Genomic DNA, 15043 nt, shown 5'->3' on the forward strand with positions numbered 1-15043 from the left:
CACCGACCACTTTTTTACTTTTTAAGTGAAAAAGAAATAAACTTTATATATAGTTAAGTTTGTTTTGCATCTGTAGGTAAATGTGCGCCCTTAGCTCAGCTGGATAGAGCAACGCCCTTCTAAGGCGTGGGTCGCAGGTTCGAATCCTGCAGGGCGCGCCATACAGTGGTGGCTATAGCTCAGTTGGTAGAGCCCCGGATTGTGATTCCGGTTGTCGAGGGTTCAAGTCCCTTTAGCCACCCCATTTTTCTGTATGGGTTGTAGTAAAAGTTTGAAAGTATATCGGTGATTAGCGCAGCTTGGTAGCGCACTTGGTTTGGGTCCAAGGGGTCGCAAGTTCGAATCTTGCATCACCGACCACTTCTTTTTTATAACTTTTTGTGATTACTTGAGGTTTTTTTAAACTTAAGTGATGAGTAGGGTGTATTAAGTTCATTCGCAAGTTCGAATTTCATATCACCGACCACTTCTAAATTTCTTATACCTTATTTTTAATCCTTTACCTTTCTTTATTTAGCTTTTTTAGCTGTTTATGACTTCCTATAGCATTAAATTTAATTTATTTGCGTTCTAAGCTCGACTCTTGTTTAAAGCACCGCTATAATTTCGCGTCATTATTTTAATCTGAACATCTTTATTCGGATTTTCCGGGCTCTGTTTGTTAAGTCAAGCAAGCTGAATGCATAACTTTGTTATAAAGTTGTGTTGACTATATTTAGATGCGTTATAGAAAGCGTGCATACGCTAAGTTTTTTGAGGTAATTAAATGCAAGTTTCAGTTGAGACTACACAAGGTTTGGAACGTCGTTTAACGATTTCAGTTCCTGCCGAAACAGTAGATGTTGAAGTTAAAAATCGTCTTCGCCATATCGGTAAAACCCAACGTATCAATGGTTTCCGTCCAGGTAAAGTGCCACCATCAGTTATTCAAAAGCGTTATGGTCAATCAGTTCGTCAAGAAGTTGCTGGCGAATTAATGCAACGTAACTTTGTTGATGCGATTGTAGCTGAGAAATTAAATCCTGCAGGTCGTCCTTCATTCGTTGCTAAAAGCAATGAAGATGGCAAAGCGTTAGAGTTTGAAGCAACATTTGAAATTTACCCTGAAGTTGTTTTAAAAGATCTTGATAAAATCGCAGTAGAACGTCCTGCGGTTGAAGTTACAGATGCTGACCTTGATGAAATGTTTGAAACATTACAAAATCAGCATAAAACGTGGAAAGAAAACAAGCGTAAAACCAAGAAAGGCGACAAGCTAACTATCGATTTCAACGGCCGTGTAGACGGTGAAGAATTTGAAGGTGGCAAAGCTGAAGGTTTTGAACTTGAGTTAGGCTCAGGTCGCATGATCCCAGGTTTCGAAACTGAAATCACGGGCATGAAAGCTGGCGATGAAAAAACTATTACAATTACTTTCCCTGAAGATTACCATGCTGAAAAGCTTAAAGGTAAAGATGCAGAGTTCGATATCGTTGTTCACAAAACTGAAGGTCCAGTGTTACCTGAAGTAGATGACGAGTTTGCTAAACTATTCGGCGTGGAAGAAGGCGGTGTTGCAGCACTTCGCGAAGAAGTTGGTAAAAACATGGCTCGCGAACTTAACCAAGCCGTAAAAGCTAAAGTTAAAGAGCAAGTTATTGAAGGTCTGCTTGAAGTTAACGAATTAGATATTCCAGCGGCACTTGTTGCTCAAGAAGTTGACGTATTGCGCAAGCAAGCTATGCAACGTTTTGCTGGCCAAATGGATCCGAACAACTTACCAGAACTTCCAGCAGAAATGTTTGAAGAACAAGCGAAACGTCGTGTTAAGACCGGTTTGCTTCTTGGTGAAGTGATCAAAGTTAACGAATTAAAAGTTGACGAAGCTAAAGTTACTGACTTAATTGCGTCAGCAGCATCAGCTTATGAAGATCCAGCTGAAGTTATTGAGTACTACAAAACGAACAAAGAACTTGCCCAACAAATGCAAAATGTTGCATTGGAAGAGCAAGCTGTTGAGTTGTTACTTGAAAGCGCAAAAGTAAAAGATAAGAAAGCCAGTTTCAAAGATATCATGAATCCTGAAGGTAAATAGACCTTTTAGATTGACATTTTGCTGAGCAATCGCTTAAATGGCTTATATGGGGACATATGAGCCATTTTTTTATAAAAAGGAAAGTTAGTTGTTTACTTCTCACAATAATTCTCACGATTTAACAAATACGACAGAAAGCGCATTAGTGCCTATGGTTGTTGAGCAAACCGCCAAAGGTGAACGCTCTTACGATATTTATTCAAGACTGCTAAAAGAGCGCGTTATTTTTCTATGTGGTCAGGTAGAAGACCATATGGCCAACTTAATCGTTGCCCAAATGCTATTTTTAGAATCAGAAAGTCCAGATAAAGATATTTATTTATATATCAATTCTCCAGGTGGTTCAGTTACTGCAGGTATGGCTATTTACGACACCATGAAATTCATTAAGCCAAATGTTAGTACAGTATGTATTGGTCAAGCCGCTAGTATGGGCGCATTTTTGCTTTCTGGTGGTGCTAAAGGCAAACGTTACTGTTTACCTAATGCACGTGTGATGATCCATCAGCCGCTGGGTGGCTTTCAAGGTCAAGCATCTGATTTTGAAATACATGCAAAAGAAATTTTGTATATTAAAGGTAAACTTAATCGTTTAATGGCAGAGCATACCGGCCAACCTTTAGAAAAAGTATCTGGCGATACAGACCGTGATAACTTTTTAAGTGCAGAAAGCGCGGTTGAATATGGTTTAGTTGATGCCATATTAGAACAAAGAATCGATAAATAACGGTCTTCTTTGTTATTCGCGTTGTTATTTACGCGATATATGAAATACTGGCCAGTATTAGTTTGTATAAATTTAAAATATTAGAGGTACCGTATGACCGATATGAAAACAGGTGACGGTGATGACGGTAAGTTACTGTACTGCTCATTTTGTGGTAAAAGTCAGCATGAAGTACGTAAGTTAATTGCAGGTCCTTCTGTCTTTGTTTGCGATGAATGTGTTGAACTTTGCAACGATATTATTCGCGAAGAAATTAAAGAAATTTCGCCTAAGCAAGACAAAGAAAGCTTACCTACGCCAATCGAAATTCGTGAAAGCCTAGATGATTATGTCATCGGGCAAGAGCACGCTAAAAAAGTGCTCGCTGTTGCGGTTTATAACCATTATAAGCGATTACGTAATGGTGACTCACACAATGGTGTAGAGCTGAGCAAAAGTAATATTTTGTTAATTGGTCCTACAGGTAGTGGTAAAACATTATTAGCGCAAACCTTAGCGCGCTTATTAGATGTACCATTTACCATGGCTGATGCCACGACACTAACCGAAGCAGGTTACGTGGGTGAAGATGTTGAAAACATTATTCAGAAACTATTGCAAAAGTGTGATTATGACGTTGAAAAAGCTCAACGTGGTATTGTTTATATTGATGAAATTGATAAAATTTCACGTAAATCTGACAATCCGTCTATCACGCGTGATGTTTCGGGCGAAGGTGTTCAACAAGCATTATTAAAACTGATTGAAGGTACTATTGCCTCTGTACCGCCACAAGGTGGTCGTAAGCATCCACAACAAGAGTTTTTACAGGTCGATACCTCTAAAATTCTATTTATTTGTGGTGGTGCCTTTGCCGGACTTGATAAAGTTGTTGAGCAACGTTGTCATACGGGAACAGGTATTGGTTTTGGTGCTACAGTTCGCGGTAAAGAAGACGAGAAAACCTTAACGCAACGTTTTCAAGATGTTGAACCTCAAGATTTAGTTAAATATGGTTTGATCCCAGAGTTTATTGGTCGTCTGCCTGTTGTAGCTACATTAACTGAGCTTGATCAAGACGCGCTTATTCAAATATTACAAGAGCCTAAAAATGCGTTAACTAAGCAATTTACGGCACTTTTTGATATGGAAAATGTTGAGCTTGAGTTTAGAGAAGACGCTCTTACGGCGATTGCCCATAAAGCCATGGAACGTAAAACTGGTGCTCGTGGTTTACGATCTATTGTTGAGGGTGTTCTACTCGAAACTATGTATGAATTACCTTCGCTGGACAATGCCGTTAAAGTTGTTGTTGACGAAGCGGTTATTAAAGGTGAATCTAAGCCGATTATTATTTACGAAACGCAGCAAGATAAAGCGTCTTCGGAGTAAATGTTCGGTAATTAACTTCTAAAAAGTGACGTTAGCCAATTTGGTTAACGTCACTTTTTTTTATTCATCTGTTGAAAGTATTTACAAACACCCCATATACAAATACATATCTGTAAAAATTACATCATACTATTCACCGAGAGAGTAACCAATGACTAAAGAGTTATCTGGCGTAGTTGAAATTCCCGTATTAGCCTTACGTGATGTCGTTGTCTATCCGCAAATGGTTATCCCATTATTTGTTGGTCGCGAAAAATCAATCCGTTGTCTTGATATTGCCAACGAAAATGATAAACAAATTTTCCTTGTTGCACAAAAAGATGCTGCGGTTGATGACCCAGCACAAAACGATTTGTATAAAACCGGTACCATTGCCACTATTTTACAAATGTTAAAATTACCAGACGGTACCGTTAAAGTACTGGTTGAAGGTGTTCGTCGTGCTCAAATTACTGAGTTTGTTGAAACCGATGAATACTTTACTGCTAATGCTGAGTTTCTAAATGTAGAAGGTGCGCCTGATGATAGTACTGAGGTACTTATTCGTTCAGCTATTTCTCAGTTTGAAGGTTACGTTAAATTAAATAAAAAAATACCACCAGAAGTATTAACTTCGGTTTCAGGTATTGATGATGCCGAGCAGTTAGCCGACACCATGGCCGCTCATATGCCACTTAAGTTAGTGGATAAACAAAAAGTATTAGAAATTACCCATGTTTCAGAGCGCCTCGAGTTTTTAATGGCGTTAATGGAAGGGGAAATCGATTTACTGCAAGTTGAGAAAAAAATTCGCACGCGTGTTAAAAAGCAAATGGAAAAAAGCCAGCGTGAGTACTATTTGAATGAGCAAATGAAAGCTATTCAAAAAGAATTAGGTGATGACGAAGAGGGATCTAACGAGGCTGAGCAAATAGAAAAGCAGATTGAAGCTGCTCAAATGCCTAAAGAAGCAAAAGAAAAAACCTTAACAGAATTGAAAAAATTAAAAATGATGTCGCCAATGTCTGCTGAAGCGACTGTTGTGCGAAGCTATATTGATTGGATGATCAGTGTACCGTGGAAAAAGCGCAGTAAATTGAAGCGTGATCTTAAATTAGCCCAAGAAGTGCTAGATAAAGACCATTACGGCCTTGATAAAGTTAAAGAGCGCATCGTAGAGTATTTAGCAGTTCAACAACGTGTTAATCAGCTAAAAGGACCTATTTTATGTTTAGTTGGCCCTCCAGGTGTAGGTAAAACTTCATTAGGGCAATCTATTGCTAAATCTACCGGTCGTAAATATGTGCGTATGGCACTAGGCGGCGTGCGCGATGAAGCTGAAATACGCGGTCATAGACGAACTTATATTGGCTCACTGCCAGGTAAACTTATACAGAAAATAGCAAAAGTCGGCGTGAAGAATCCGTTATTTTTATTAGATGAAATAGATAAAATGGCCTCTGACATGCGTGGCGATCCAGCTTCAGCATTATTAGAAGTATTAGATCCTGAGCAAAACAGCAGCTTTAACGACCATTATTTGGAAGTTGACTATGATCTATCTGATGTGATGTTTGTTGCTACGTCAAACAGCATGGACATTCCTGGTCCATTACTCGATCGTATGGAAGTGATACATTTATCGGGTTATACCGAAGATGAGAAGCTTAATATTGCTAAAAATCATTTACTTAATAAACAAATTGAGCGCAATGGTTTAAAAAGTAAAGAAATTGAAATTGAAGATAGTGCTATTGTTGGTATTATTCGCTATTACACACGCGAGGCCGGTGTTCGTGCGCTAGAACGCGATATCTCTAAGTTATGTCGTAAAGCGGTTAAGTCAATTTTATTAGACAAAAATGTCAAAAAAGTGACCATAAACCAAGATAATCTATCAGAGTTTTTGGGTGTACAGCGCTTTGACTATGGTAAAGCTGACGATGAAAACCGAGTAGGTTTAGTAACCGGCCTTGCTTGGACTCAAGTCGGCGGTGAGTTACTCACCATTGAAACTGCCTCTGTTCCAGGTAAGGGTAAGTTAAGTTATACCGGTTCGCTTGGTGATGTCATGCAGGAGTCGATACAAGCAGCAATGATGGTCGTGCGTAGTCGTACTGAAAAGTTACGTATTAATAGTGATTTTCATGAAAAACGCGATATTCATGTGCATGTACCAGAAGGCGCAACACCGAAAGACGGGCCAAGTGCGGGTATTGGAATGTGTACAGCTTTAGTCTCAAGTTTAACCGGTAATCCGGTGAAAGCTGATGTTGCAATGACGGGCGAAATCACTTTACGTGGTGAAGTACTGGCAATTGGTGGGTTAAAAGAAAAATTACTCGCTGCACATCGTGGTGGTATAAAAACGGTTATTATTCCAAAGGATAATGAACGCGATTTGAAAGAAATTCCTGATAATGTCAAAGCAGATTTAGCCATCTATCCGGTTAAATGGATAGATGAGGTGTTGAAAATTGCCTTAGTACATCCGGTTGATAAGTGGCAGTCAGAGAAATAAATGGCTAAAAAACAGCAGTTTTTGCTCAAAAATGTAAAAAAAATGCAAAAAATTTGCAAAAAACGTAATTAACGCTTTTCAAACGCTGAAACTATGTTAAGTTAATGACGCTGATAACGCTAGAGCCCCTATCTATAGGGGGCATAGTAGAGATAAAAATAATTATCAATATTTTTAGTTTTCTTTAACTCGGCGCTATATGTTCATAAAGAGGCTTAATTAAAGGTTTCTGCAGGACGCTAAAACAGAAGATAGCGCTGAATAATAACAATTGAAGGGGAATACACTGTGAATAAATCTCAACTTATCGAGAAAATTGCTGCGGGTGCTGACATTTCTAAGGCTGCGGCTGGTCGTGCATTAGATTCATTTATCGAAGCAGTTACAGAAGAGTTAAAAGGTGGCGAGCAAGTAGCACTAGTTGGTTTTGGTACTTTCTCAGTACGTGACCGTGCAGCGCGCACAGGCCGTAACCCACAAACGGGTGCGACTATTGAAATCGCAGCAGCTAAAATACCATCTTTCAAAGCTGGTAAAGCACTTAAAGATGCTTGTAACGGCTAATCAATAGCTTTTGCTAAAGATTACTTATTAAGCCGCTTTTATAAGCGGCTTAATTGTATTTGAACTATCATATTTATCTCGCTCATTACCTCGCTCATTACCTCGCTCATTACCTCGCTCATTACCTCGCACATTACCTGATCATTTCTTTTGGTTACCCCAACCAACAATTGTGTTATTTATCCATCTTTGCTGAACCTGAGTGTTATCAAGTTAATTAATCAAATTGATATAAACCACCCCATTTAAAAAAGATTAAGCTGGGTGATACAATTTCATTACAGTTTAACTTTATTTGTTGTGATATTTTAAGCCTCATTGAATTCATCGTGATTCTACTCATTATAAAGATCTGGTGCTCAATGGTAATGAACTTGGTGGGTAGTCTTGAAGCTTGGATAGTAGCCAACAAAGTTCACCCAATTTAGCCGTCAATACGGTTATGGCTATTTGTCTGAAGAGTCAAGCCATATGTTACGATGAACATGCTGTTTTCTCGGTCAGTATTGCTAGGAAAAAGCACTTATAATTGTTACTCTACGACGCTGTAAACAACGTATGAACATTGGTTATTCATTTGGTTGGCGTTATATGAAGTGTTTACATGGTTAAATTCAAACAGATTACTCAATTGCTTTAACAAGGTATAAATTAAATAATATGACTACATTCTGGCTGGCAGTTTTATCATTGATAGTGATTGCATTACTTATTGTCTGGCGTATTTTTTCCTCATCTAAAGATACCCTCGGTGCGGAAAACCTTAACATTCGTCAAGAAACCAATGTCACACTTTATCACGAGCACTTAGCGCTACTCGAACACGACTTAGCAGAAGGTAGTATTGAGCAAGAGAGTTACATTCAATTAAAAGCTGAATTAGATAAAACGCTTTTGCAAGATGCTAATTCAAGCCAACCCCGTGAGGTTGCACCTACAACAAGGTCATGGATATGGCCGGCATGTATAGCATTTAGCATCGTCAGTTTAAGTTTATATAGCTACATGAAACTAGGTGCCTATCAAGTACTAAACGCACCAACAGCCATTAACGAAAACGATGAGCATGGTCAATTGACCCCAGAGCAAATGCTGGCTTTTCGTCTACAGCAGCTTCAGAGCGAAGTAAAAGATAATCCAACGAACTCCCAAGCTTGGTTTAGCTTAGGTCAAACCTATATATCTGTTGGTGAGTTTGATAATGCTATTGAAGCATTTGATCGCGTAATGTCGCAACAAGGCGAGCATGCTGAGTTATTAGGGCCAAAAGCTCAAGCGATGTATTATAAAAATAATCAACGGATAAACGCCGATATTCAAGCGGTAATCGACAAGGCTTTGGGGTTAGATTCGCTAGACGCCTCCACTAATATACTCTTAGGTATGGACAGTTTTAGTAATCGAGACTTTGCTAAGGCAGTGCAGTACTGGGAAGTGGTATTAAATAGTGACCGACCAGGAATAAGCATGCAAGCCTTAGCCGGAGCTGTCGAAGAAGCTAAAAATCAATTACGTCTTAGTGGAGAAGTTGCGCCTACAGAGAGTGTGAGTAAAGCGTTAGATCCAAATTTACCCCACCTTACTGTACAGGTATCATTAGCGTCTAGCGTACAAGAAAAGTTAATGGCTAGTGATGATAAAACGGTATTTATATATGCTATTGCAGCTGATGGTCCTCGCATGCCTTTAGCCGCTGTAAAACTTAAAGCTAGTGATTTGCCTTTAACTATCGTTTTAGATGATTCACAAGCTATGACACCACAAATGCGTTTAAGTAGTGTTGATAAAGTGCACATTTACGCTGTGGTATCCATGCAAGGTAGTGTTGGTATTAAGCCTGGGGACTTTAAAGCAGAAATGCTTAATATAGATGCGATGGAACAAAGCCCAATTACAATGGTAATATCAGAGCAGGTCCAACAAGAGACACTTTAAAGTACTGCGGTAAAGTTATCTCTGATAACAACGCTAGTATTTACATATTGAATATTTGATTTGACGCTAGTCTTGACTAGTTATAATCAGCTAAACTTAGTCGCTATAATGTTTTAACATTGATTTACAGGAATTATCATGATCCCAGAGCTTGGCCATTTCGCACTCATTATCGGATTTGCTTTTGCACTATGTCTAAGCATAGTGCCACTGATTGGTGTAGCGCAGAACAACCAACAATTAATTAATAGTGCCAAACCGTTAAGTTTTGGTCTGTTTTTGTTTATAGGCATTAGTATATTTTTATTAGCCTATAGCTTTACGCAAGATGACTTTTCTGTCAAATATATCGCTAATCACTCCAATAGCTTACTACCATACTACTTCAAGATTAGTGCAGTTTGGGGAGGGCATGAAGGCTCAATGCTTTTTTGGATTTTTGCGTTAACTTGCTGGACTTTCGCTGTCAGTGTTTTTAGTAAACAATTAGAAAAAGAGTTTGTTGCACGTGTTTTGGCGGTTATGGGCATGATCGCGGTGGGTTTTATTTTATTTACACTACTAACCTCTAACCCGTTTGAACGTTTATTACCAAACTTTCCGCTTGAAGGACAAGATTTAAATCCATTATTACAAGATATTGGGTTAATCATTCATCCGCCAATGTTGTATATGGGTTATGTTGGGTTTTCAGTTGCCTTTGCCTTTGCTATTGCTGCCCTAATGGCAGGGAAAATGGATGCCGCATGGGCTCGTTGGTCACGTCCTTGGACGGTAGCTGCTTGGTCATTTTTATCAGTAGGTATCGCCTTAGGTAGCTGGTGGGCATATTATGAACTTGGTTGGGGCGGTTGGTGGTTTTGGGATCCTGTTGAGAATGTTTCATTTATGCCATGGCTGGCCGGTACTGCCTTGATTCATGCATTAGCGGTAACAGAGCAGCGTAACACCTTTAAGCATTGGACATTATTACTGGCTATTTTTACCTTCTCATTGAATTTATTAGGTGCATTTCTAGTACGCTCTGGCGTCATTACTTCCGTACATTCATTTGCGGTAGACCCTGACCGCGGCATGTACTTGCTGGTTTTGTTAGCGGTAGCTGTTGGTGGTTCACTTACCCTTTATGCATTTAGAGCTGCAAATGTTAGTAGTCCTAACCGTTTCACTTTTTATTCACGTGAGAATACTATTCTAGTGGCCATATCAATATTAGTGACTGCGACGGTTACTATTTTATTAGGCACGCTTTACCCTATGATTATTGATGCAATGGGTTTAGGGAAAATATCTGTTGGAGCGCCATATTTTAACGCTGTTTTTGTACCTATGATGATAGCACTGTTTCTATTTATGGGTATTGGACCGCTTATTCGCTGGAAAAAGGCGCGTAAAGGTGAGTTGTCTAAGCACTTAAATATTATCTCTATTACTAGTGTGTTATTTGGTGCCGCGTGGCCATTTATCTTTGCCGGTGAATTTAGTATTAGCGCATTTATTGGTATGACCTTAGGTTGCTGGATTGTCTTGGCGGTGTTAAAAGATGTGTTTAATAATGCTAAACAAGCTGACGGCAGTTTCAAGTTTTCAGCCGTTCCACTAAACCATATAGGTATGGCTGTTGCTCATGCTGGTATTGCTATCACCGTGATCGGTGTAACTATGGTTTCAACCTATGAAAAAGAAATTAACGTAAAAATGGCACCTGGCGAGAGTACAAATTTGTCAGGTTACACTATAGCGTTTGAAGGAACTAAGAATATTTTAGGGCCAAATTATAGTGCGATTCAAGGGCAGGTTAAGGTTTCAATTGATGATGAGTTTGTTACCTTATTAAAACCAGAACAACGTACTTACAAAGTACAACGTACCGGCATGACCGAAGCTGCGATTCATACCACTTTATGGCGTGATATTTACGTTGCATTAGGTGACCCGCTTGAGCAAAACGCTTGGTCAATGCGTTTATATTACAAACCGTTTATTGTTTGGATATGGTTAGGCGCCTTTTTTATGGCAATAGGTGGTTTCTTAGCCATATTGAGTAAACGCTACCGCAAACGCGTATTAGCAACCGAACAAGCATCTAAGCAAGATAAACCCGTAGTTTTACAAGAGGCGTAAATTAGTGAAAAGTATTATTCGTTTTATACCATTAATTTTATTTGTTTTATTAGGGGTATTATTATACCGAGGTTTATTTCTTAATCCGCAAGCAATGCCTTCGGCAATGATAGGTAAGCCGCTGCCGAATTTTGAGCTTCCGATATTAAAATCGACCGACCGACTCGTTGGGCGAGAAGACTTAACCGGTAATATTGTTTTACTTAATGTTTGGGCTACTTGGTGTATACAGTGTAAATATGAACATCCATATTTACTCGATATTATTCGCGATTCGCGCATTAAGCTCTACGGGCTTAATTTTACCGATGACCGCAATGCGGCTTTGAATTGGTTAAAGCAGTACGAAGACCCTTATGAGTTTTCGATCTTCGACGAACAGGGCGCTCTTGGGCTAGATATTGGTGTATTCGGCGCGCCTGAAACCTTTGTTATAGATCACACGGGTATTATTCGTAAACGTTTTGCAGGTCCTATTAATGATCAAGTATGGAAAAAAGAATTTTTACCACTGATTGACACGATAGAAGCTGAAATAGCACAAGGATCGACGTAGTGAAATTTGCACTCAATGATACTTGCTCTATGAGAGTACAACAGCTATTGCGCGTTGTTATTAGTACATTGCTGCTTAGTTTTTTTTGGCTAAGCAGCGCTAATGCAAGCCCAGTAGACACTTTTCAGTTTAACGACGAAACGACTGAATTGCGCTTTCAAATTTTGTCGAAAGAATTACGCTGCCCTAAGTGTCAAAATCAAAATTTAGCCGATTCAAATTCTAAAATTGCCATAGACTTAAGAAAAAACCTGTATAACTTATTACAAGAAGGTAAGACCGATCAGGAAATTATTGATTTTATGGTGTATCGCTACGGTGATTTCGTTTTATACCGTCCACCGCTGAAAGAACAAACTTATATTCTATGGTTTGGCCCTTTAATTATCCTATTCGGCTTTATTATAGGCGTAGTATTCGTCTTAAGAAAACGCAGTAAAGTTAAAGACAATGAACACGATTTATCAGCACAAGAGCAAACTAATTTAGACGATATTCTAAACAAGAAGTAGTTTGAACCTCACTCAATATTGACTCGTTTAATATAGCTACCTACAGCGCTATTTAATTATCCCCCTGCCCGGATGCAGTTTGGTATAAAATCCAGTAGGGATTTTGTCCTGAACAACTCGTGATTAAAATAACGGCCTATATTTGGCCGTTTTCCTACTTATTAAAGTAAAGCGGCCAATTAATAAAATGGCTATTGGCACAATCTAGCCAATGAGAAAATCGCTAATAATCGGTATTATTGTTGCTTGGTTGATGGTTATTTGACCGTTATTTCATCACCAGAGTAAAAGAGTTTCATTTTGATTATTATTGGGCTAACATGCCCGTTCATATTGCGATTTTAAAGCGTATAAGTTAGTAAAGAAGCTAAATTAGTTTGCTATTAAAGTAGGTTTTACTTTAGTTGGTTAACGGCTGTTTAATGATTGTAACGCATAATAGCGGTAAATTAATACCGCAGTTAAAGTCGCGCGGAAAGTACAATACCCTCGTGTAAAGAGATAAAGATGTTAGAAAATATTCGCGAAAGCTCTCAAGGATTAACCGCTAAGATTATTCTTGGTTTTATTATTTTAACCTTCGCTGTAGCCGGCATTGGTAGTTACAACAATTCAGTTGATACTTCAGTAGCTGATGTTAATGGTGAACAAATATCACAAGATGAGTTTAATAAAGCTTATCAAGCACAGCGTAATCGTATGGCGCAGCAATTTGGTGATATGTTTGAAACATTATCAGCTGACCCGAGTTACATGAGTAACTTTCGTAATGGGGTTGTAGATAACTTAATCAACCAAAAGCTTGTTGATCAAAACTCTGAGGCACTAGCTATTCGAGTGGCAGATCAGCGTATTAAAAGCACTATTCGAAATATGCCAGAATTTCAAGTTGACGGTGTTTTTGACAACAACCGTTACTTAGCCATGATTAATCAAGCTGGTTTTTATCAATCATCTGACTTTCGTGACTACTTACGCACTGAAATGACACGTCGCCAATTAACACAAGCATTGGTTGCAAGTGAGTTTAGCCTGCCGTACCAAGAAGATATGTTTACTGCTTTACAAAATCAACAGCGTGATATTCGTTTTGCAACTATTAATGCAGAGCAATTTAAAGCAACTATCGAATTAAGCGATGAAGAAATTAATGATTATTATTTAGCTAATCAATCGCGCTTTGAAAATCAAGAACAAGTGAAAGTAAACTACATTACGCTTGATGTTGAAACTATCGCTAGTAAAGTCGTGTTAACAGATGCAGATGTTAAAGCATATTATCAAAATAACATCAGTCAATATCGTGATGAAGAGCAACGTCGAATTGCCCACATTCTAATTGAGTTTGGTGATGACGAAGCTAAAGCTAAAGCCAGCACAGAGGCGTTACTTGCTAAAATTAATGCCGGTGAAGACTTCGCTGAATTAGCACAAGAACATTCAGCAGATACCTTTAGTGGTGAAAACGGCGGCGATCTAGATTGGATTGAGGCCGGTGTTATGGACAGCGCATTTGACGAAGCAGCCTTTGCATTAAATGGCATTGGTAGTGTTAGTGACGTAATTAAAACCGACTTTGGTTTTCACATCATTAAATTAACGGACTATAAGGCTGAAAAAGTACAAAGTTTAGCTGAAGTGCGTGATGTTATTGTGGCAAAAGCTAAAAATGAAAAAGCGCAAGATAAGTTTTTTGAACTTCAACAAGAAGTCGCTCGTTTAAGTTTTGAGTTTCCTGACAGTTTAGATGACGCAGCAGGCGCCATAAATGCAACGGTTAAAACTTCAGGCTGGTTAACTCGCGGTGCGAATGCAGCACCTTTCGATGTTAGCGGCGTTGTAGATGCAGCTTTTTCTGATATTGTTATTAATGAACAATTAAACTCAGATATTGTTGAAGTTAGTGACAGTTTGGCTATTGTAATGCGCTTAAATAAATACCAAGACGCAAGTGTTAAACCGCTTACTGAAGTCAGCGGTCAAATTCAAAGTATGCTTGTTGCGAAAAAAGCCTCTGAAAAAGCACAGACTGTTGTAGATGAATTGCTTGTCGCATTCAAATCGGGTACCGATATTACTGAGCAATTAGCAGGTTTTGGCGCGACTATGGAAGTTAAAACAGCGGTTACACGTGTTGGAAGTGGTTTAGACGCTAGCTTAGCTCGCGAAGCCTTTAAGTTACCTCGTCCTAGTGAAGATGCAGTATCAGCAACGACAGTTAACCTGAGCAATGGTAATTTAGCGTTACTTGAAGTGCAATCTGTCAATGTAGGTGAAGTTAAAGACTCACCTAACTTGTCGCAGCAGTTAACTCAACAATTGGCACAAGCAGCTTATTTAAGCTACGTTGAATCGTTGAAAGTAGGTGCAGAAATTGTACGCCGAAAAGTACAAGCTCCTACAACCCAATACTAGCTTATAAGTAGTACTACTTATAAGTAATATAAGCTAATAAAGCTTAAAATATAAAACCAGCCAATAGGCTGGTTTTTTGTTTTCAGCGTTTAACAGCAATAGCATTGAGTAATACCATAAGTTGATTAAGTATCTGTTCATTTTTAATGGTTAAAATGAACAATTACGGGATATAAAATTTATAAGTAGCATAACTACTGATTAAATTTTATGCCTTGTCATTAGCCATTTTTCCTTATGAAAAGAGATCATTTAATTAATCAAA

General features: G+C 38.6%; 10 protein-coding genes and 3 tRNA genes. All 13 read left to right on the top strand.

Annotation, left to right across the window (positions count from 1 at the left end; translation table 11 throughout):
- Positions 1-84 precede the first annotated feature (84 nt).
- Positions 85-161: transfer RNA gene (locus A3Q33_RS13185), tRNA-Arg, on the top strand.
- 7 nt (positions 162-168) lie between these two features.
- Positions 169-244: transfer RNA gene (locus tag A3Q33_RS13190), tRNA-His, on the top strand.
- Between the two features lie 39 nt (positions 245-283).
- Positions 284-360: transfer RNA gene (locus tag A3Q33_RS13195), tRNA-Pro, on the top strand.
- Between the two features lie 406 nt (positions 361-766).
- Entirely contained in the window at positions 767-2074 is a 1308-nt protein-coding gene (gene tig, locus A3Q33_RS13200) for a trigger factor (RefSeq protein ID WP_081180356.1), read from the top strand.
- Positions 2075-2162: 88 nt separating this feature from the next.
- Positions 2163-2801, top strand: coding sequence for an ATP-dependent Clp endopeptidase proteolytic subunit ClpP (gene clpP, locus A3Q33_RS13205; RefSeq protein WP_081180357.1), 639 nt, complete (start codon positions 2163-2165; stop codon positions 2799-2801).
- 93 nt (positions 2802-2894) lie between these two features.
- The gene (clpX, locus tag A3Q33_RS13210; protein WP_081152141.1) at positions 2895-4172 is read left to right on the top strand and encodes an ATP-dependent protease ATP-binding subunit ClpX; all 1278 of its coding nucleotides are present in this window, start codon (positions 2895-2897) and stop codon (positions 4170-4172) included.
- Positions 4173-4323: 151 nt separating this feature from the next.
- Positions 4324-6672, top strand: coding sequence for an endopeptidase La (gene lon / locus A3Q33_RS13215; RefSeq protein ID WP_081180358.1), 2349 nt, complete (start codon positions 4324-4326; stop codon positions 6670-6672).
- Between the two features lie 288 nt (positions 6673-6960).
- A complete protein-coding gene (hupB, locus tag A3Q33_RS13220; protein ID WP_077285373.1) occupies positions 6961-7236 on the top strand; it encodes a nucleoid-associated protein HU-beta in 276 nt (91 codons plus the stop codon).
- Between the two features lie 660 nt (positions 7237-7896).
- Complete coding sequence (ccmI, locus tag A3Q33_RS13225) at positions 7897-9171, top strand: c-type cytochrome biogenesis protein CcmI (protein WP_081180359.1); 1275 nt, start codon at positions 7897-7899, stop codon at positions 9169-9171.
- Positions 9172-9309: 138 nt separating this feature from the next.
- A complete protein-coding gene (locus A3Q33_RS13230; RefSeq protein WP_081180360.1) occupies positions 9310-11295 on the top strand; it encodes a heme lyase CcmF/NrfE family subunit in 1986 nt (661 codons plus the stop codon).
- A gap of 4 nt (positions 11296-11299) precedes the next feature.
- A complete protein-coding gene (locus A3Q33_RS13235; protein WP_081152147.1) occupies positions 11300-11851 on the top strand; it encodes a DsbE family thiol:disulfide interchange protein in 552 nt (183 codons plus the stop codon).
- The gene (locus A3Q33_RS13240) at positions 11851-12363 is read left to right on the top strand and encodes a cytochrome c-type biogenesis protein (RefSeq protein WP_231295671.1); all 513 of its coding nucleotides are present in this window, start codon (positions 11851-11853) and stop codon (positions 12361-12363) included. The genes A3Q33_RS13235 and A3Q33_RS13240 overlap by 1 nt, the downstream gene beginning before the upstream one ends.
- A gap of 507 nt (positions 12364-12870) precedes the next feature.
- Positions 12871-14778, top strand: a complete 1908-nt coding sequence (locus A3Q33_RS13245) for a SurA N-terminal domain-containing protein (protein WP_081180361.1) — start codon at positions 12871-12873, stop codon at positions 14776-14778.
- The last annotated feature ends 265 nt before the right edge of the window (positions 14779-15043 follow it).

It is taken from the genome of Colwellia sp. PAMC 21821 (assembly GCF_002077175.1).
In the GTDB taxonomy this organism is placed as follows: Bacteria; Pseudomonadota; Gammaproteobacteria; order Enterobacterales; family Alteromonadaceae; genus Cognaticolwellia.

Coding starts and splice junctions, on each gene's coding strand:
- ccmI (WP_081180359.1), top strand. CDS start 7,897: ATGACTACATTCTGGCTGGCAGTTTTATCATTGATAGTGATTGCATTA.
- lon (WP_081180358.1), top strand. CDS start 4,324: ATGACTAAAGAGTTATCTGGCGTAGTTGAAATTCCCGTATTAGCCTTA.
- clpX (WP_081152141.1), top strand. CDS start 2,895: ATGACCGATATGAAAACAGGTGACGGTGATGACGGTAAGTTACTGTAC.
- A3Q33_RS13230 (WP_081180360.1), top strand. CDS start 9,310: ATGATCCCAGAGCTTGGCCATTTCGCACTCATTATCGGATTTGCTTTT.
- tig (WP_081180356.1), top strand. CDS start 767: ATGCAAGTTTCAGTTGAGACTACACAAGGTTTGGAACGTCGTTTAACG.
- A3Q33_RS13245 (WP_081180361.1), top strand. CDS start 12,871: ATGTTAGAAAATATTCGCGAAAGCTCTCAAGGATTAACCGCTAAGATT.